This window comes from Lysinibacillus sp. FW301-JW8, from assembly GCF_058788755.1.
This window is the reverse complement of sequence record NZ_JBYTBB010000022.1, coordinates 1-19,179: the sequence shown is the minus strand read 5'-3', so window position 1 is coordinate 19,179 and position 19,179 is coordinate 1. Positions and strand designations below refer to the sequence as shown.

General features: G+C 36.6%; 17 protein-coding genes, 1 riboswitch and 1 other annotated feature. Of the genes, 6 read left to right on the top strand and 11 right to left on the bottom strand.

The window, feature by feature from the left end:
- Window positions 1-37: 37 nt before the first annotated feature.
- The gene (locus tag AC3WOM_RS11065; RefSeq protein WP_427548469.1) at window positions 38-589 is read right to left on the bottom strand and encodes an acyl-CoA thioesterase; all 552 of its coding nucleotides are present in this window, start codon (window positions 587-589) and stop codon (window positions 38-40) included.
- A gap of 187 nt (window positions 590-776) precedes the next feature.
- Between AC3WOM_RS11065 and AC3WOM_RS11060 the strand changes: the two genes are divergently transcribed.
- The 3 genes from AC3WOM_RS11060 to bshB2 all read left to right on the top strand — a co-directional run bounded on the left by AC3WOM_RS11060 (window position 777) and on the right by bshB2 (window position 3,332).
- Window positions 777-1,058, top strand: a complete 282-nt coding sequence (locus AC3WOM_RS11060) for a hypothetical protein (RefSeq protein ID WP_492446743.1) — start codon at window positions 777-779, stop codon at window positions 1,056-1,058.
- Between the two features lie 1,220 nt (window positions 1,059-2,278).
- Window positions 2,279-2,629, top strand: coding sequence for a YojF family protein (locus AC3WOM_RS11055; RefSeq protein WP_492446741.1), 351 nt, complete (start codon window positions 2,279-2,281; stop codon window positions 2,627-2,629).
- A 13-nt stretch (window positions 2,630-2,642) separates the two neighbouring features.
- The gene (gene bshB2 / locus AC3WOM_RS11050; RefSeq protein WP_427549441.1) at window positions 2,643-3,332 is read left to right on the top strand and encodes a bacillithiol biosynthesis deacetylase BshB2; all 690 of its coding nucleotides are present in this window, start codon (window positions 2,643-2,645) and stop codon (window positions 3,330-3,332) included.
- 46 nt (window positions 3,333-3,378) lie between these two features.
- Here bshB2 and AC3WOM_RS11045 read toward each other — a convergent pair whose 3' ends face one another.
- Window positions 3,379-4,122, bottom strand: a complete 744-nt coding sequence (locus AC3WOM_RS11045) for a TerC family protein (protein ID WP_427549439.1) — start codon at window positions 4,120-4,122, stop codon at window positions 3,379-3,381.
- 267 nt (window positions 4,123-4,389) lie between these two features.
- Between AC3WOM_RS11045 and ilvA the strand changes: the two genes are divergently transcribed.
- Window positions 4,390-5,652: a threonine ammonia-lyase IlvA gene (gene ilvA / locus AC3WOM_RS11040; protein WP_427549437.1), complete on the top strand. Its 1,263-nt coding sequence runs from the start codon at window positions 4,390-4,392 to the stop codon at window positions 5,650-5,652.
- Between the two features lie 196 nt (window positions 5,653-5,848).
- Here ilvA and AC3WOM_RS11035 read toward each other — a convergent pair whose 3' ends face one another.
- The 7 genes from AC3WOM_RS11035 to AC3WOM_RS11005 all read right to left on the bottom strand — a co-directional run bounded on the left by AC3WOM_RS11035 (window position 5,849) and on the right by AC3WOM_RS11005 (window position 13,723).
- Window positions 5,849-6,808 carry a nuclease-related domain-containing protein gene (locus AC3WOM_RS11035; protein WP_492446739.1) on the bottom strand — a complete coding sequence of 320 codons (960 nt, stop codon included), beginning with the start codon at window positions 6,806-6,808 and terminating at the stop codon, window positions 5,849-5,851.
- A 127-nt stretch (window positions 6,809-6,935) separates the two neighbouring features.
- Entirely contained in the window at window positions 6,936-7,730 is a 795-nt protein-coding gene (locus AC3WOM_RS11030; protein ID WP_427549433.1) for an ABC transporter ATP-binding protein, read from the bottom strand.
- Window positions 7,723-8,754: an ABC transporter permease gene (locus AC3WOM_RS11025; RefSeq protein WP_492446737.1), complete on the bottom strand. Its 1,032-nt coding sequence runs from the start codon at window positions 8,752-8,754 to the stop codon at window positions 7,723-7,725. The genes AC3WOM_RS11030 and AC3WOM_RS11025 overlap by 8 nt, the downstream gene beginning before the upstream one ends.
- A gap of 93 nt (window positions 8,755-8,847) precedes the next feature.
- Complete coding sequence (locus tag AC3WOM_RS11020) at window positions 8,848-9,870, bottom strand: ABC transporter substrate-binding protein (RefSeq protein WP_492446735.1); 1,023 nt, start codon at window positions 9,868-9,870, stop codon at window positions 8,848-8,850.
- A gap of 364 nt (window positions 9,871-10,234) precedes the next feature.
- Window positions 10,235-10,813: a TetR/AcrR family transcriptional regulator gene (locus tag AC3WOM_RS11015; RefSeq protein WP_492446733.1), complete on the bottom strand. Its 579-nt coding sequence runs from the start codon at window positions 10,811-10,813 to the stop codon at window positions 10,235-10,237.
- On the bottom strand, window positions 10,810-13,014 hold the full coding sequence (locus tag AC3WOM_RS11010) for an FtsX-like permease family protein (protein WP_492446731.1): 2,205 nt from the start codon (window positions 13,012-13,014) through the stop codon (window positions 10,810-10,812). The genes AC3WOM_RS11015 and AC3WOM_RS11010 overlap by 4 nt, the downstream gene beginning before the upstream one ends.
- A gap of 16 nt (window positions 13,015-13,030) precedes the next feature.
- A complete protein-coding gene (locus AC3WOM_RS11005) occupies window positions 13,031-13,723 on the bottom strand; it encodes an ABC transporter ATP-binding protein (RefSeq protein ID WP_492446729.1) in 693 nt (230 codons plus the stop codon).
- Window positions 13,724-13,870: 147 nt separating this feature from the next.
- Window positions 13,871-13,915: riboswitch (PreQ1 riboswitch) on the top strand.
- A 6-nt stretch (window positions 13,916-13,921) separates the two neighbouring features.
- On the opposite strand from AC3WOM_RS11005, the gene AC3WOM_RS11000 reads away from it, so the two are divergent.
- Entirely contained in the window at window positions 13,922-14,404 is a 483-nt protein-coding gene (locus AC3WOM_RS11000) for a QueT transporter family protein (RefSeq protein WP_427549418.1), read from the top strand.
- Between the two features lie 75 nt (window positions 14,405-14,479).
- Window positions 14,480-14,681 (top strand) — a binding site (T-box leader).
- 58 nt (window positions 14,682-14,739) lie between these two features.
- The gene (trpB, locus tag AC3WOM_RS10995; RefSeq protein WP_427549416.1) at window positions 14,740-15,903 is read left to right on the top strand and encodes a tryptophan synthase subunit beta; all 1,164 of its coding nucleotides are present in this window, start codon (window positions 14,740-14,742) and stop codon (window positions 15,901-15,903) included.
- Between the two features lie 53 nt (window positions 15,904-15,956).
- Here trpB and AC3WOM_RS10990 read toward each other — a convergent pair whose 3' ends face one another.
- Together AC3WOM_RS10990 and AC3WOM_RS10985 are read right to left on the bottom strand one after the other, a co-directional pair.
- Window positions 15,957-17,582, bottom strand: coding sequence for a long-chain fatty acid--CoA ligase (locus AC3WOM_RS10990; protein WP_492446788.1), 1,626 nt, complete (start codon window positions 17,580-17,582; stop codon window positions 15,957-15,959).
- Between the two features lie 247 nt (window positions 17,583-17,829).
- The gene (locus tag AC3WOM_RS10985; RefSeq protein ID WP_492446727.1) at window positions 17,830-18,783 is read right to left on the bottom strand and encodes an L-threonine 3-dehydrogenase; all 954 of its coding nucleotides are present in this window, start codon (window positions 18,781-18,783) and stop codon (window positions 17,830-17,832) included.
- Window positions 18,784-19,179: the final 396 nt, after the last annotated feature.

The window sequence follows — 19,179 nt, the reverse complement described above, 5'->3', positions numbered from 1 at the left end:
TGATTAGCATAGGCTTACTAATCGGATGCCTATTTTTTCACATATAATAGTTTTCCATCATTTCGAGCCGATAATCCCATGGATCATTCATTGAAATAAACTGAGCTAGCGCTTTACTTTCTTTTTTCCGCTCTGCGCGTGCCTTTGCTCGTTCTGCGGCAGTTTCATGTAGCTTTGTCTCCTCCACTGTTTCAGGAATAACGCGAGGAACCGGTGCGGGCTTATTATTTTCATCTAAAGCTACAAATGTTAATAATGCCGTTGCTGCAACCTTCCGCTCCCCCGTTTTTAAATTTTCGGAAATAACCTTTACGAACACCTCCATGGAAGACGTTCCTGTCCATGTTACATAGGATTCAAAATAAACAGAATCCGTTGGGCGAATTGGATAAAGGAAGTCAACTGAATCTGTTGAGGCTGTTACACAATCCCTACGACTATGCTTTGCAGCAGATATAGAGGCCACTTGGTCAATATCACTCATTAATCGACCACCAAATAGTGTATTATGATTGTTAACGTCGTTTGGAAACACTCGACTTGTACGCATAACTCTGGATTCTTTACAATATTTAAAGCCCTTATTCACAACAATTCCCCCTCAAAACATAGGTTTATTTCTACTATAATGCTCTATTCTTCTAGAAAAATCAATTAAATTATTAGAAAATTACAAATCCTTAATAAGGAATTATAGCCTCCAATGTGAAAAATGAAGGACAAGTTACGCTACCGCTTTCTCCACCATATATTAGCTGTATATGGGAGGGAGATAAATGAAAAAGCATAAATATGAAGGAACGAATGAAGAATCTGGTATATTAGCTGGAGAAATAACCTCCTCCAAAGTTGAAGTAATTGCTTCAATTGTTTTAACACTCGGTTATTCATTATCAACCCTCGCCAATATATTAGCATTGCAGGAGGAAGAGGAATTGGCTCAAGAAAAGACATCAAAGGCACAGGATCAAAATTTACAGTTTAGGCAAATGTATAAACAATTACAGAATGTTAATAATCGTTTAGATTCCATCGAACGAAAGCTCAACAGATATTAAAGATACATATTTCCAATCCTTCAGCCACTTTTAAAAAGCCGCGATTCTCTGTTATGGAGAATTGCGGCTTTTCATGTTGTTGAAATACTATTATGTCAATGACATCAAGGTGACAAATTAAAAAGTATAGTCCTTTTTCAAAACGAGGGGTTGATCTCCGTTCCGACTGAGTGCTTTCCTGGGGGCGTCCGATGAGCCGCTTCACTCGCGTAGCTCGCTCCAGGGTCTCATCTGTGACGCTGAATCCCCGAGGAGTCACTCAGTCTACACTCCAATCAACCTTTGCTCATCGTATTTTCTTCTGGCAATTCACACAAATATATAGTGATAAATTTGAAGTCTTAGCCATCATTATATTGTGCAAAAATGGAGCTTTGATAACATTTTTCTATGCGAAAACAGAGGAGTACTTTATGTAAAGTGACAAAGTAGTTTTACGCATAAAATGTAGGTTAACAGCTATAGAATTTGTACCAATATTCTATCCATTTAATGATGGTGAGTAACATACTTTTACTTTACTTTACTTTTGAGGGAAGAAAATATTGAAAGTTCTACACTATTGCTGATTGGAGCGCAAGGCTACTCGACTCCCGTGGGATAGCGAGACAGACGAGACCCTGCACGGAGCGTCAGCGCAGGAAGCGGCTCGTCGCTCGCCCACAGGAAAGCGAGTAGCCTGGAACGGAAATCACCTTCATTTTGACTAAATATTCACAAAGAGTCCCTTGACTATTTAATTTTTCAACACTATGAAAAGCCGCGATTCTCTGTTATGGAGAATTGCGGCTTTTTTACTATACTATGATAATTAGCTTTCAGTCTTCTTTCCTTTTTAAGCTACATAACTAATTCATGCTGAAGGAGCGTCATCTATTGTACCAAGATAGAATTCGTAAAATTTCCTAGTTTAATTTCCCTTCAACATAAACAATTATCTATACTCCATATCAAAAAGAAGCCATAGTTGCAATATCTTATTAGTTGTGAAATCGTTTACTATACAAAACGACACATTTTGTACAAAATTGCTTTCACACTCTTATATTGATACATTACTATAATTTTTTCAAGAATATTGCTTATGAATACGTCATAGATTAAAAGATGCTTATTTATTTTAAACAACTGATTAATTTATCATCTAAAGAGCATTCAATTTCCCTTTGTGAATTTTTTTTACTATACTTAAATTAGAAATAATCGAGAGGAGTGTTAAGATGCAAGAAGTACAAGTAGAGACGTTGCAGGAATTATTGAATTCTTTCGCCAACAAAGACGTTTATATTCATCTTGAGACAACGAACGGTTCTTATGCAGCACACTTTGATGAAAATTTTTTTAATGCAGGCGCCTTTATTCGCAATGCAAAGATTAATTACGAGCTAGCAAAAGTAGTAGATGATTCACCCCATCGTGTCGGCTTAAAAATGGCGCATGGATGGGTTTATGCTCAAGGCATCACACATTATGAATTAGATGATTTAGGCCGTTTATTGATGGCTGGGCTAGACTACTCTGGAAAATTGGCGATTGCGCTTGAAATTAGTGAAACGCCATTTACTTATTAAGGGGGACGACTATTTGAATTTACAACCACAACGTCATATTTTAATTGTTTACCCTCACCCAGATGATGAGGCTTTTTCAGTTGCTGGGACAATCGCCTACTATACTAAGAAGATGAATACCCCTGTTACATATGCATGCTTAACGTTAGGTGAAATGGGGCGTAATTTAGGAAATCCACCTTTTGCTACACGTGAATCCTTACCTGAAATTCGTCGTAAGGAGCTTATTGCTGCTGCAGAGGCTATGGGTATACAGGATTTACGTATGCTTGGTTTCCGTGATAAAACAATTGAGTTTGAAGACGACGAAAAAATGGTAAAGCTGGTGGAAGGTTTAATTGAAGAGTTAAAGCCTTCTCTTATCATTACTTTCCTGCCTGGCTTTGCTGTTCATCCTGATCATGAGGCCACTGCTCGTGCAGTAGTTGAGGCTGTTCGTCGTATTCCTAAAGCTGAGCGTCCACAAGTATTTGGCTGTGCCTTTGCAAATGATACTATTGAGAAAAATGGAGAGCCTCATGTTGTCTATGATATTCGTGAGATGAAGATGGACAAAGTGAAAGCTTTACAGGCACATGCCTCTCAAACAGCTTGGATGATGAAGGAAACCGAAAAGCGCATTGATGACGGGGAGCCAATGAGCGAAAGCTGGCTGAATATCGAAAAATTCTATATTGTAAACCCTGATCATTATGCTAAGTAATTTAACAAAGGTTCTGCTCTCTTTTTTTGAGAACAGAACCTTTTTGTTAAGCCACTCTTAATTTTTTCAAATAATGAATAATAAAAGTAATCGTAAAGACAATAATGAGAACAACAAAAAACATATAATGCGGAACATGAACACCAACTATACTAACTAGCATCTTCAGCGCTATGATGCCAATGATAATAAAGGCTGTCGTCTCAAGTTCAGGTATCTTTTCAATAATGATAAGAAATAAGCCTGCTATTGTTCTCATCATTAAAATACCTAGCATTCCACCGACCAGTAATATCCATATTTGATTGGATATCGCAAATGCGGCAAATATGGCGTCAACCGAAAAAGCAATATCCATTAATTCTACCGAAATGACGGTTGCCCAAAACGTCCCGAAAAGTCGAACCATCAAGCCTGATTTTTTAACTTCCTTGACACTATCCGCTTCCCCTATTTGTAAGAAATGAGCGACACACAGCCATCCTAAATACAAGGCCCCTAGTAATTTTATAAACCAGAATTCTACCAAATATACACCGATGCCTATAAACAGGAATCGAAAAAAATAGGCACCCATCATACCATACATTAACGCTCGTTTTCGCTGCTTGTTTGGTAAATGCTTAACTAGTACTGCCAATACAAGCGCATTATCGGCTGAAAGTAAACCCTCGATAACAATAAGTGTTGATATCAATCCCCAAGATACAGGATCTGTTAAAACTTCCTTCCACATGTCCCAATCAAAAAATTGAATGTATGTAGATAGAATCCCTTGAATGATTTCCAATTACATACCCTCCTACTAGTCCTAAGCTAGTCTAGTATATGCTTGACCACTTTCGTTATGAGGAAAATTTCTTTGAATAACAGGCATTCTCTTGAAACTCGATAAACATTGTTTTTTCTCGAATACGATTCATTATTCTTATACGAGTCATGCTAAACATAAAATAGACACCGAAAATTTAGAATTTACTAAAAATTAATAACAAATTTCTAATAAAGTATGCTATCATAGATAAATGTTTTATACGTAAAACGGAGGATGAACACTATGGAAGTTGCTGATACTAGAACTGTGCAAGTAGAGAATGTCTTAATTGCACATCATTTTTTAAAAGATGTAGTCGTGCACACACCGCTACAGAAAAACGACTATTTATCCGAGAAATACGGAGCTAATATTTATTTCAAACGTGAAGATTTACAGCATGTACGCTCATTTAAGCTTCGTGGTGCCTATTATAAAATTAAAAAGATCGAAGAAGAGGCTCGCTCAGCTGGTGTTGTTTGTGCAAGTGCGGGTAATCATGCACAAGGTGTCGCGTATGCCTGTGCACAATTAAAAATTCATGCAAGCATCTTTATGCCTCAAACTACCCCTAAGCAAAAGATTGATCAAGTGCGTATGTTTGGTCGAGAATATGTGGAAATTATTTTAGCAGGTGATACTTTTGACGATTCTGCTGAAAGTGCATTAGCCTACTGTGAAGAGCATGGCAAAATCTTTATTCACCCATTTGATGATTTTGATGTAATCGCTGGTCAAGGAACTGTCGCAGTTGAAATTATGAATGATATAGAGGAACCTATTGACTACGTGTTTGGTAGCGTCGGTGGCGGAGGATTAATGTCTGGTGTTTCTGCCTATATTAAAAACCTTTCTCCAACAAGTAAAGCCATTGGTGTAGAGCCGGCTGGTGCGGGCAGTATGAAAGCTGCATTTGCTGAGGGTGGTGCGGTGGCACTTGACTGGATAGATAAGTTTGTTGATGGCGCTGCGGTCAAATGCGTTGGCCATCATACCTATGATGTTTGTCGCCGCTATTTAGATGACATTGTCCTAGTGCCTGAAGGTAAAGTATGCACAACAATTCTAGATCTTTATAATAAGCATGCCATCATTGCAGAGCCTGCTGGTGCATTATCTGTTGCTGCACTCGATTTTTATAAAGAAGAAATTAAAGGGAAATCAGTGGTTGTCATCATTAGCGGTGGTAATAATGACATTGGGCGCATGCAGGAGATTAAAGAAAAATCTTTAATTCACGAGGGTCTACTTTATTACTTCATTGTAAGCTTCCCTCAACGTGCAGGGGCACTTCGCCAATTCCTCACAAGTGTGCTAGGGCCAAATGATGATATTACGACGTTTGAATATACAAAGAAAAACAACAAAGAGAGTGGACCTGCCTTAGTAGGTATCGAGCTTGGCAATCGTGACGAGTATGAAGGTTTACTAGCACGTATGAATGAGTTTGGCTTTAAATATAAAGAGGTAAATAACGATATTCAGCTCTTTGGCTTACTCGTCTAATATAATGAGTCACACTTTTTATGAAAGTGTGGCTTTTTTATGGGGATGAAGGGAGGTTTATCGAAACAAATTTGGGTTTTATCGAGACTTTTCTCTGGTTTATCGAAACTTTTCAGCGCGTTATCGCCCAACTTATAAAAAATATCGACATCTACCTTAAAATCGACACCATCTGACCGCTCGATAGTTTTAGTCGCTAATCTAACAATTTTGTAGGAATTATATATTTTCTATTCTTATTTTCACCAAGTGCTTCAAATTTTAATTTCTTCAATAAATAATAAACCGCTTTCTCTGAGCTAATATCAAAAAAATCACGAAATTGAGCATTTGAAATATGGTTACCTCTCATTAATCGAAAATCATGCAATGCAACAAGCACTGATTGATTATCAATTATACCGCAATTGCTGCAACGCCATTTTCCACGTGTATAGCATAAAATATGGTCAAAATTACATTGTGAACACAAAGCCCCTTTCTTTAGCTCATCTAGCTGAATATCTGGAATCCACTGTGTTGGCTTATGCATCTGTAGCATATGTTCCGAGAGCTCAATTAAATCAGCTTCACTTATATAAACTCGTTGATGCTTCTTGTACAATTGCTCAATTCTTTCTGCCAAGCCACTTACATGGAGAATTGGCTGAGACTTGAAACGATGCGACATAATCATATTTGGATTTGCAGAAACAACCAAAAATTCTATTGGTATAGGATGCCCTCTCATTTGAAGTATTCTATACATAAATCTAGCATGTCGCTTTACCTGATCTAACGGATTGCGAAAACCATCTACTCTTCCATCAGAAGTAACTCTTATGAACTGATGGTTTTCTACCATAAGATCGACACGACCAGAAATATTTTTAATCTCCACTATTAAAATAAAATTTTGTGATATGAATAATGTATCAATTTGATGTATTAATCCACCATCAACTTTCAATTCAACATCGTGCAATACATAGTATATATGCTCCAAATAAATCTCATGCCATTCCTGATCTACTCTTTGCTCTCCAGCATACCCTGCCTTTATTCTATTTAACATGTCTTGATAATAAGTATACTTTGTGTGAGATTTCGGTAGTCTTCTTTCAATTATCTCTAACATCTGTTGCTTCGACGATACTTCTCTCTTTTTCAATAGCATATTTTTCACCTCCTTTCCCAAGATTATAATACATTTTATCGAAACAACTTTGAGATTTATCGAAACTTTTCATCTGTTTATCTACATACAGCAAAAAAACGCCCATACCTATGTATGAGCGTTTTCATTACCCTAATAAAGCACGATCAGAATTCATTTTCTCTCCGCGGATGCGTTCAAACTCTGCCATTAAATCTGGAATCGTCAATTCGTGTTTGCGATCCTCGCCAACTTCTAATATAATTTGGCCTTTATCCATCATAATCAAACGATTTCCTAAATCCAATGCTTGCTGCATATTATGTGTAACCATTAAAGTTGTTAAGTTATCCTTATCAACTAAATACTTTGTAATGCGAGTGATTAACTCTGCACGAGAAGGGTCAAGTGCCGCTGTGTGCTCATCAAGCAATAAAATAGATGGCTTTGTAAATGTAGCCATTAAAAGTGACAGAGCTTGACGTTCCCCGCCTGACAATAAGCCAACCTTTGCTGATAGACGATTTTCAAGATTTAAGCCAAGCATCTCTAAAGATTCTTTAAAGAACTCTCGACGTTTTTTATCAACACCAATTCGTATGCCTCTTCCTTTATTTCGCGAGTAAGCTAATGCTAAGTTTTCTTCAATCGTCATCGTTGGCGCTGTGCCCGCCATTGGATCCTGGAATACACGGCCAATGTAGTGAGAACGTTTATATTCAGGTAAAGTCGTTACCTCATTTCCATCAATTAAAACCGAGCCAAAATCAGGCGTTAAAGCACCTGAAATCATATTCATCATCGTCGACTTACCAGCACCGTTACTACCGATAATTGTGACAAAATCACCTGGCTTTAAATGCAAATTAATTTCTGCAAGTGCAATTTTTTCGTCAGGTGTACCTTCATTAAAAATTTTATTGATACCGTTTAGCTTAAGCAAGGCCTTTCCCTCCTCCCTGCTCAACAGTCTTTACTTGTGAACGCTCTGCTGCGCGTTTGATCTTACGTTTGCGCTCCTTACTCTTATTGATAAATTGAGGTAAGATAAGCGCTAGAATAACGATAATGGCTGTGATTAATTTCATATCTCCTGAATCTAGGAAATCTACACGTAATGCTAAAGCTAAAATAATACGATAAATAATAGCCCCTGCGATAACAGCAAAAGTTGTACGCATAATTGTTTTTGTACCAAAGATGGCTTCACCAATAATAACGGATGCTAGACCAATTACAATCATACCAATTCCCATACTTACATCTGAGAACTTCGAATACTGTGCGATTAAAGCTCCAGAAAATGCGACAAGTGCATTAGAAAGACCTAGCCCTAGAATAATAAGTGTATCTGTATTTGCTGAGAAGCTGCGAATCATTCGCTTATTATCACCAGTTGCTCGGATAGCCAGTCCGACCTCTGTCTTTAAGAACCAGTCTGCAATTAACTTAATTAAAATCGTGATGATTAAAACGACAATTAGCGTGCCCCATGTTGCTGGAACTTGCTGAACGCCCATGCCTTTTAATAGGTTATTTATTGCAGCATCGATGCCTAAGTTACTCCAAAATGCTTGAAACTTTGAAAATAACGTTTCTGAGTTCAATAATGGAATATTCGGACGACCTATCGTATTTTCTGCAGTTAACCCCATAATACGTAGGTTAATAGAATATAAAGCAATCATCATTAAAATTCCCGATAATAACGGGTTAATTTTCCCTTTTGTGTGAAGAATTCCAGTCATACATCCTGCAATAAATCCAGCAACAATTGCCACTATAGTCGCTAAGATTGGGTGATAGCCAAGCAGTATCATCGTTGCTGCTGTAGCCGCCCCTGTTACAAAGCTTCCATCAACCGTTAAATCCGGAAAATCTAACACACGGAATGTTAAGTACACACCAAGTGCCATAATTGCATAGATGATTCCTTGCTCCGTTGCGCCAAATAATGCTGAAAACATCGTTGAATCATCTCCTAAAATTATCGTATAAAATGAAGAGAAAGCGGGGACAATCCTCCCCCGCTTAACCCCAATATAATGCCACTTTGGACATTACTTTTCTAAAAGTTCTGCTCCCCAAGAATCCTTAATTTCGATTCCTAAATCATCTGCCACTTTTTTATTGATTAATAGTTTCAGATTTTGTGGGTATTGTGCTGGTGTATCAGCTGGCGTTGCTTCGCCTTTTAGGATTTTCACAGCCATTTGCCCAGCTTCATAACCAATGTCAAAATATTCGAAACCATATGCAGCTAAGCCACCACGTGCTACAGAGTCAAGCTCTCCTACAACTAGAGGTAATTTATTGGCATTTGCTACATCAATCACAGATTCTAAAGCATTAACTACTGTATTATCAGTAATAATATAGAATGCATCCACTTTACCGATTAATGATTCAGCAGCTTGTTTTACCTCTGCAGAAGTTGCTGCAGAAGCCTCTTTAACCGCAAGACCTTGCTCAGCCATCACTTTTTTCACTTCTTTTATTTGCGCTACTGAGTTTTGTTCACCAGCGTTGTAGACCATACCTACATTTTTAACGCCAAGTTCTTTTAAGAACGCTACTGTTTTAGCAATCGTTTCAGGATGTAAATCAATCGTACCTGTAATATTTTTTCCTGGCTTCTCCATCGATTCGATTAACTGTGCACCAACTGCATCTGTTACTGAGGTAAAGATAATTGGAATATCACTAGTCGCTGTTGCTGCTGCTTGTGCAGACGGCGTAGAGTTAGCAAAGATTAAATCTACATTTGCACTTACTAGATTGTTGGCAATTGTTGTGCTAAGACTGTTATCACCTTGAGCTATTTGTGGATCATACTCAACTTTTAGGCCTGAGTCTTCGATTGCTTTTTTAAAGCCCTCCGTTGCTGCGTTTAAAGATGGATGCTCGACAAGTTGAGTAATCCCAATTTTATATGTTTTTTCTGCTTCCTTGCTGCTATCGCTTGCATTATTTTTCTCGTCTCCCTTTGAATCAGATGAACTAGAGCCACCACTACCACAAGCAGCAAGTAACAATACTAATCCAAATAATAGGAACGAAAGCTTTTTTAAATTGCCCTTCACAAATAATCCCCCCGACTATTTTCTCTGATACCTATCACACTTCACTCAAACAAAGTGTGAACGTATCGCTATATTATCGTGATTATCGAGGTTCGTCAACAACATTATGAATGTTCTGACTTTTACATTTGGCGAAATATTTTAGTTTTTCATTCAATTTGTCGCTTTAAACCGCTAAATTACGCTGTTTTAATTAAGTGATTTCTTTTTCTAACATAATAAATTTTTTTATGACAATTTTGCGAAGTTATATAATGGACATCGACAAAATAAAAAACTTTTATTTTTCTGACATTTGATTTTCAAAATATACATTAAAAAGCCTGACAATTTTCAATAGAAATGTCAGGCTTATTTTATAGTTTTACTTTTTCAAAATATCTACTAACCAGCTACTTTGAGGTAAAGGGATATCAGGGAAACAAACATAAGTTTGCGCAACACCTTGAATTGCAGAATAAAAACAACCTGCAAGTGCTTTAGAATCACCCTCTCGTATTACCCCTTTAACTTGGCCTGCATTAACTAAACTTTCAAACTCCTTAGAGGCAGCGATATCCTTAGACACTTGTTGAATTGTATCCGGTAAGTTACTTGCAATCTGTGTTTGTGCAACTAACATAAATAATTTTGCTGATAACGGATAAGTTTTAAAAGAATCCAGTATCATAGTAACCATCGTATTTAAATGCTCTAAAGGATGCTCTAATTCCTCTTCAGAAATATGAATATCAGACATACTTGTTTTAGCTCGTTCTAATAGTTCAAGGTATACCTCTTCTTTAGAGCCGAAATAATGAAACAGCAATCCTTGGCTAATTCCAAATGTGTCTGCAATCTCTTTCGTTGTAGTTCCATGGTAACCATTTCTTATAAACAAATCCAAGCCCGCGTTTAGAATTTGCTCTCGTCTAACTTCCTTCTGTTCGCGGCGTTTATTCATTTCATCATAACCTCCTGCACTGATACAGCATTGAAGCTTTTTTTATAGATTAACATAATGACCTCGTATGAAACAGCAAAGATTGCAAGGGAAAGTACTATCACCTTAATATCTGGTGTCATCGGTATTGCCATTGTAGAAGATTTAGCTAGTGCATCAAACAAAAATTTAGACAAAATAATCGCATAAAATGTTCCAATAATAAATCCAATGTATGCAATTATACGAAATCCTGACAAGACTATTCGATTGCATTCAGAATCCGTATAGCCAAAAGCTTTCATCAATGCTAAATATTTTCGATTGGAAGAAATAATAACCCTTACAACAATACTAATTGTTAAAATACTTAAAGCTAAACCAATTATGATAAATAAAAATGATAAAGCCACATACGTTCCTTTTTGCTGAGTGCTTGAATCAATTATATCTTCTTGTTTTGAAACAAATATATGCTGTTTGTTGTCAAACTCTACATTGTCATCCGTAAATACACCATTATATTCTTTTGTTTCTAAGATGCCAGCTTTGTTCGCAGTTTCAATACTACTATAAACTATTTCTCCATACACTGATTGCTCAACTGCGGTTATAGGTAGCTGATAAACATCATTATTTATATATATCTTTACTGTATCCCCAATCGACAAATCATATTTCTTACGCATCCAATCATTCACAACAATACCTTCTTGCTCTGAAATATCTATGTTGTCCTGTTTTTGAATACTATAGAGCTTAAAAATAGACAAACTATTAGATAATGCCATAAATTGTCCATTGTTCAATACATTACCGTTTGGAAATTCAAATCTACAATCTATCGCAAAATAAGGTATTCCTGAGTCCAAAGATTCCATTGTCTTAGCCTCATTATACCGAACATTACTTTCATACTCGGCTCCCTTAAGTGTTAATGATGATACCTTATCAGCCATTGTTTGCAAAGAAAAAGCAATCTGCAAATTTGCACTAGCCATAAAGCCTGTGAGCAAAGTCAATAAAACTAATAAAATGTTATTAGCAATAATTGATTTAAATACTATTTTTTTAAAGGAATTAGTTTCTCTAATTTTTTGTCTTCGCTTAACAAAAATATTTAATTTTACTGACTCTGCATTATGAATCATTTCTAATGGTGGCTTCCTTAAGGTAAATACGGCAATTCCAAAAGCTAGTATAGAGAAAAACAGCGCTGGAATTGTTGTAAATAGAATAAATTGTACAGTATCAAATTTTTGTAACACATTCGGTACAAGAAATGTAGAATTGATTCGATTAATAAACAGTGGACTGATTATATAGGAAGTTAAATATCCTATTACTCCACCGATTAATACAAATACGCCTACTAAAAGATATCTTTTAGCAATCTGTACGGTAGTATAGCCAAGTGCTTTGAAAACACCCATATCAGATTTTGTTTCATTTATATTTTGGATTATGGTTATAGTAAGTAATATTACTATGGTTAATATCAGGAAGCATAGTGCGCTTATCAGGCAGACTTTAAACATTTTTTCTTTCGCAATTAATGTAGAAAGTATTTGAGGATTATCCTCTTTGCTTACTACTGACTTTACATTTGGATTTATAAGCATTTTTTCTAGGAAATTTTGCTTTTGCTTCTCTGACAAATGCTCAGAAAATCGACCAGAATAACTTATTCTCTCTTGTTCATCCCAAATTGAGTACATTGCTTCACTACATAGTATAAATGCCTGATTATTTGATTTATAAGTTATACCATTATCCGCTACTACTGGTGTGACTGCGTCTGGTAAAGTAAAAACGCCACTAATAAAATAGGATGTATTGCCGATAGCAACTGAATCGCCTACTGTCAGTTCATTCTGCTTGGAAAAATTTCTATCTATCGCAATTTCATTCATTTCGTTAGGTGCTACACCTTCAGCATACATTGGTATATCTATGCTACGTGTATTTTTCATTACACGAAATATATTATTCTCTTCATAAATAACTTTGTATGTTAGCGGTTCATATGTAAAAGAATATTCGTTTGAAAGATCTTCTATTATTTCTTCTTTCTGTAGAATAAGTGTAAAATCCTGTTGATTCTGCCCTGCTAGAACCTTTTTTATAGAACTTGTGTTTTGAAGATAGAAAACAAGTAATGAACAAATAAACATAGAAAAGACAACAACTAATACTATCGGATATTGTTTATTCAATTTCATTAGTGCACCATCCCTTTTACCATTTTATCTCGTTCACATTACGTGGATGAGCATTGTTAATGATTTCTACTATGTTTCCGCTAGTCATCTTAATTACTTTCGATGCAATCTGAGCAATACTAACATTATGGGTTACCATAATAATTGTAAATTTCAATTGATTTTGAAGCCGTTTCAAGTATGTTAATATTTGTTTGCTTGTTTCTTCGTCCAATGCTCCAGTTGGTTCATCACAAAATAAGAAATCAGGCTTCTTAGCTAATGCACGTGCAATTGACACTCGTTGCTGCTGTCCTCCTGAAAGTTCATAAGGAAGACGGTGTTCTAATCCACTAAGCCCTACTCCATCAATTATTTCAGTAATATTTTGATTTCCTTTTAAATCAGCTCCCATCTTTATGTTAGATTCCACATTTAAATATGGGAGTAAGTGATATGCCTGAAAAATAAAAGCTGTTTTGTCTCGCCTAAACATGGTCAATTCCTTTTGATTTAATCCACAAATCTCGTAGTCATCATATATTATGCTTCCTGAATCAGGCTGCTCTAACCCAGAAATTACATTTAGAAGTGTAGATTTACCAGATCCAGAAGGGCCTAAGATTACAACGAAATCTCCTTCACCAATGGAGAACGAAACTGAATTTAACGCATAGAGCAATTCATTCCCATTTTGATAACATTTAACCAAATTCTCGACTCTTAACATACACAACCTCCAAACTTTTATTAATTGATTAATTAATCAATTAATAAAACAATATTATTGATTAATTAATTTGTCAATAAGAGGATTGCTATTTCTTACATTTGACTTTATTCAGCCTTCTATACTAAAATATTTAATTGTGTGAAAAGCACCGTGGTTCGTAACCATCCCACGCAAAAAAACTAAGGAGAAATGAATATGAAAATAAAGTTTTTAGCGGCAAGTGGTATTATTGCAGCACTTTATATTGCCGTTACATTGCTAGTCGCACCATTCGGCTTTACAGAGGTCCAGTTCCGCGTATCGGAAATTTTTAATCATCTAGTGGCCTTTAATCCACGCTTTGCCGTTGGAGTTATTCTTGGGGTATTTATCTCCAATCTGTTTTCACCATTAGGCATCTATGATTTATTATTTGGTGTAGGACACTCCATGATTACTCTAGGACTGCTTATATTAATCTGTAAATTTGTTAAAAATATTTGGGCACGTTTAATCATCAATACATTTTTATTTACATGCACAATGTTCATCATCGCCTTTGAATTGAACTTAGCTTTAGAATTACCGTTCTTCTGGACATGGTTAACTGTTGCTGCTGGTGAATTTGTGGTCTTAGCAGTTGGTGCACCGATTATGTATATATTGAATAAACGTTTAAACTTTAATCAATTGATTTAACAGACGAGTCTTGTAGATTCGTCTTTTTTATGCTCTTGACAGTTTTCTGAAAATATTCTACAATTCTTTTCAATAATAAATGCAAAGAAAAAGAATAGTAGCAAGCAGTAGTACTTAAAGAGAGCTGATGGCTGGTGCAAATCAGTAGTACATACTTGTGAATGGACTTTGGAGCAGCCTCATAAAAATGTGAGGTCGAATTTACTCCCCGTTACCGGAGTACGAAAGCGCGCAGTTTTTGCGAATAAAGGTGGCACCACGGTTACTCGTCCTTTTTACCAGAAGGATTGAAGTGACTTTTTTTATGGAAAAATTAGAAAGAGGAGTCGAGAGAGATGGGTACAGTAGCAGAGAAAAAGGGATATTTCGGTGAATTTGGCGGTAGCTTTGTTCCTGAGGAGCTTCAAAATGTATTGAATATTTTAGATGAAAACTTCCAGAAATTCAAAGACGATGAAGACTTTAAAAATGAGCTAGATTATTATTTCCGTGAATATGTTGGGCGCAAATCGCCGCTTTATTTTGCAGAGAATCTAACAAAGCAATTGGGTGGCGCAAAAATTTATTTAAAGCGTGAAGATCTCAACCATACAGGTTCACATAAAATCAATAACGTATTAGGACAGATTTTACTAGCAAAACGCATGGGTGCAAATCGCGTTATTGCTGAAACAGGTGCTGGACAACATGGCGTTGCAACGGCAACAGCTTGTGCAATGTTTGGTATGGATTGCACAATCTATATGGGCTTAGAGGATACAAAACGACAAGCATTGAATGTGTTCCGCATGGAGCTTCTTGGTGCAAAGGTAGTCGCTGTCGATAAAGGCCAAGGACGACTAAAGGATGCGGTGGATGAGGCATTTGCTGACTTAGTAGAAAACTATGAAACTACTTTCTACTTACTAGGTTCAGCAGTAGGACCACATCCATTCCCGTCCATGGTGAAACACTTCCAATCTGTTATTAGCCATGAAAGTCGTGAACAAATTTTAGAAAAAGAAGGAAAGTTGCCAACAGCTGTACTTGCCTGTGTAGGTGGTGGCAGTAATGCCATTGGTGCGTTTGCAGAGTATATTTCAGATGAGGATGTGCGTCTCATCGGTATTGAGCCCGATAAGGCAGCCTCACTTAATGAAGGAACTCCAGGTGATTTACACGGCTTCAGATGTTTAGTGCTGCAGGATGCAGAGGGTAATCCATTGCCAACTTATTCGATTGCTGCTGGATTAGATTACCCTGGAGTAGGCCCAGAGCATAGCTACTTAAAAACAATTGGCCGTGGTGAATATGTTACCGTGACAAACGAGGAAGTGCTTGAAGCATTCCAGGTGCTGTCTAAAGTTGAGGGCATTATTCCAGCACTTGAAAGCTCTCATGCTGTGGCACATGCTCTTAAATTAGCACCAACTCTATCGCCTGAAGAAAGTATTATTATTAATATCTCAGGTCGTGGTGATAAAGACGTAGAGCAAGTATTCCAAATGCTGAATAAATAATATTCTATTGTTAGTAAAAGAGCGACTTCCAATACTGGAAATCGCTCTTTTTATTATACAAGTGTATTTAATTTAGGATAAATTTCTGCTACATTATCTCTTAGTTTCGCTTTTAGGAATTTTCCTACAGATGTCTTTGGAATTTCCTCTAAAAATACAACATCATCTGGTACCCACCATTTTGCAAATTGACTTTCTAAAAATGCTAGCAGCTCCTCTTCTGTTGCAGACGACCCTTCCTTCAACACAACACAAGCTAAAGGTCGTTCTTGCCACTTGGCATGCGGTATCGCTATAACTGCGGCTTCCAAAACGGAATCATGAGTCATTAATGCATTTTCTAAATCAACTGAGGAAATCCATTCCCCTCCTGATTTAATTAAATCCTTTGTACGATCCGTTATTTTAATAAAGCCATCTTCTGTTCGTACTGCAATGTCTCCTGTATATAGCCAGCCATCTCGATAGGCATCAGCCGTACGTTCATCACGATAATATTCATGGGAAATCCACGGACCACGTAAGCGTAACTCACCCATCGTCTCTCCATCCCAAGGCACCTCTCCATTATCATTCACAATACTAGATTCAATGCCTGCCATTGTCATTCCTTGCATAGCTCGCGATTCAATTCTTTTGTCAATTGGCCATTCATCCATCCAAGACATATAATTCGATAATGCTACGATTGGTGTTGTTTCTGTCATACCATATACAACGATATATGGTATACCATATGATTCCTCAAAAGTACGAATTAGTCGAGTTGGTGAAGCTGAGCCGCCGCAACAAATTGCACGTAATGAACGAATATCTCGTTCGCGCTTCTCCTGCTCCTGTAATGCCCCAATCCAAATCGTTGGGACTCCAGCTGTTAGTGTGACCTTTTCCTGCTCCACTAAATCTAAAATTAAGGCTGATGTAAAATGCGGACCTGGTAATACTTGCGTTGCGCCGACATTAACGCTTGCAAAAGGTAGTCCCCATGCATTTGCATGAAACATCGGTACTATAGGCATTACAACATCTCGCTCCGCAATCCCCATGGAATCAGACATACTCAGCATTATACTGTGTAATGCTAAGCCTCTATGTGAATAAACAACCCCCTTAGGATTTCCAGTTGTCGCACTTGTATAGCACATACCAGCAGGTGCATCCTCATCTAAATCCTCTGGGAATTGATAATTTTCATCTGCTGCTGCTAATAGCTCCTCATAGGATAATGCATTTGGCAATGTTGTTTCAGGTAAAACGTCATCATCTGTCATAATAATAAAATGTTTTACTGTCTTAAGCTCTGGCGCAATGTTTTCAATGATTGGTACAAGATCCTGATCAATCATTAAAATCTCATCTTCTGCATGATTAATAATATATATTAAATGCTCTTCCGAGAGTCGAATATTCACCATATGCAAGACCGCACCTGAGCATGGTACTGCAAAATATGCCTCTAAATGGCGATGCTGGTTCCATGCAAAGGAGCCAATTTTCGCTCCTCTTTTCATTCCTAGCTTTGTTAGTGCATCTGCTAAACGACGTGTCCTTTTTGCCCACTCACCATATGTTAGGCGGTGAATTTTTTCTGGACTTGTTCGAGAGACTATCATCTTTCTAGCAAAATAACTTTCCGCTCGTTTAAAAAAGCTTGTTAAAACTAATGGCGTTTGCATCATAAAACCATCCATCCCTTCATCTCGTAAACTTTTCCCCTTACAGAATATTAATAGTTTTTATTTAACCGAATACTACTAATATTCTGAATGTTATTATATTTTAAATTTATAAATTACGCTATATATTCCAATAATTTTCTTTTTATTGTTAAATTTTTCTAAAATAAAGATGTATTTAGGCATATTAAAAACAGATAACGAAAACTAGTTGTGTAATCGTCATCTGTTTCATATAAAAAGTATTTATTTATGAGATTGCTTTTGTTTGTAGCTTGATTTTTAATTTTTCTAGCATATCAACTGTCATTTTTGCTAGGTCATACTCCGCTTTAAAGCCCCATTCTTTCTGAGCAGCTTCAATATTTAAAGAATTTGGCCAGCTATCTGCAATCGCTTGACGGACTGGATCTACATTATAATCCATACGGAAATGTGGTAAATGCTTCTTAATTTCAGCTGCAAGTTGGGCTGGCTCAAAGCTCATTGCTGTAATATTGAAGGCATTGCGGTGAATCAAGCTTCTGCTATCAGCTTCCATTAAATCAATAATTGCCTGTAATGCATCTGACATGTACATCATATCCATATAGGTGCCTTTTTGAATATAAGAGGTGTACTTACCTTGTTCAATCGCTTCATAGAAAATCTCAACAGCATAGTCTGTCGTACCACCTCCTGGAGGCGTTACATATGAAATTAATCCTGGGAATCGTACACCACGTGTATCTACGCCAAAGCGATTGTAATAATAATCACATAGAAGTTCACCAGCTACTTTGTTCACACCATACATTGTTGTAGGACGCTGTAACGTATCCTGTGGCGTATTGTCCTTCGGTGTTGATGGACCAAATGCACCTATTGAGCTCGGTGTAAAAAATTGTAGATTTAACTCGCGCGAAACTTCTAATGCATTCATTAAACCACCCATATTTAAATTCCATGCCAGCAATGGATTTCTTTCAGCTGTTGCAGATAATAATGCTGCTAAATGCATCATTGTGTCTGCACCAAAATCCTTTGCTAAATCATGCATTCTTTGTCCATCTGTCACGTCCAATATTTCAAATGGTCCCTTAGTATGTTCTAGCTTTCTAATATCTGTAGCAAGGATGTTGTCCTCTCCATAAATACTACGAAGTTTTTCTACAAGCTCAGAACCAATTTGACCAAGTGCTCCGGTAACAATAATCTTTTTCATTTCTCCAAACCTCCACCTATGAACAATTGTACTTTTGGAAAGTACAATTTATTATGTGTAAACATTGATTTAATAACACTTTCGATGTTTTCCATTATAATGTGTTCATATAAAAAACACAACATTTATGTTTAGATATTTGTGAAATACCACGCATGATTCCTTATTTTCAGTATATGAGCCCTTGAAAATATTGTGCTAAAAAAACATATAAAATACATATGTTCATTCCAAAAGAACAATTAACCATTTTTTTCATAATAAAATAAAGCCTTTTACCATAAAAAAGAACCTTACTTTGTATTTAAACAAAGTAAGGTTCATGTTGTTGAAATACTATTATGTCAATGACATCAAGGTGACAAATTAAAAAGTATAGCCCTTTTTCAAAACGAG

Bases quoted from the DNA above. Each gene is read 5' to 3' on its own strand.
- AC3WOM_RS11060 (WP_492446743.1), top strand. From the start codon at position 777: ATGAAAAAGCATAAATATGAAGGAACGAATGAAGAATCTGGTATATTA.
- AC3WOM_RS11055 (WP_492446741.1), top strand. From the start codon at position 2,279: ATGCAAGAAGTACAAGTAGAGACGTTGCAGGAATTATTGAATTCTTTC.
- ilvA (WP_427549437.1), top strand. From the start codon at position 4,390: ATGGAAGTTGCTGATACTAGAACTGTGCAAGTAGAGAATGTCTTAATT.
- AC3WOM_RS11035 (WP_492446739.1), bottom strand. From the start codon at position 6,808: ATGCTATTGAAAAAGAGAGAAGTATCGTCGAAGCAACAGATGTTAGAG.
- AC3WOM_RS11025 (WP_492446737.1), bottom strand. From the start codon at position 8,754: ATGTTTTCAGCATTATTTGGCGCAACGGAGCAAGGAATCATCTATGCA.
- AC3WOM_RS11015 (WP_492446733.1), bottom strand. From the start codon at position 10,813: ATGAATAAACGCCGCGAACAGAAGGAAGTTAGACGAGAGCAAATTCTA.
- AC3WOM_RS11010 (WP_492446731.1), bottom strand. From the start codon at position 13,014: ATGAAATTGAATAAACAATATCCGATAGTATTAGTTGTTGTCTTTTCT.
- AC3WOM_RS11005 (WP_492446729.1), bottom strand. From the start codon at position 13,723: ATGTTAAGAGTCGAGAATTTGGTTAAATGTTATCAAAATGGGAATGAA.
- AC3WOM_RS11000 (WP_427549418.1), top strand. From the start codon at position 13,922: ATGAAAATAAAGTTTTTAGCGGCAAGTGGTATTATTGCAGCACTTTAT.
- trpB (WP_427549416.1), top strand. From the start codon at position 14,740: ATGGGTACAGTAGCAGAGAAAAAGGGATATTTCGGTGAATTTGGCGGT.
- AC3WOM_RS10990 (WP_492446788.1), bottom strand. From the start codon at position 17,582: ATGATGCAAACGCCATTAGTTTTAACAAGCTTTTTTAAACGAGCGGAA.
- AC3WOM_RS10985 (WP_492446727.1), bottom strand. From the start codon at position 18,783: ATGAAAAAGATTATTGTTACCGGAGCACTTGGTCAAATTGGTTCTGAG.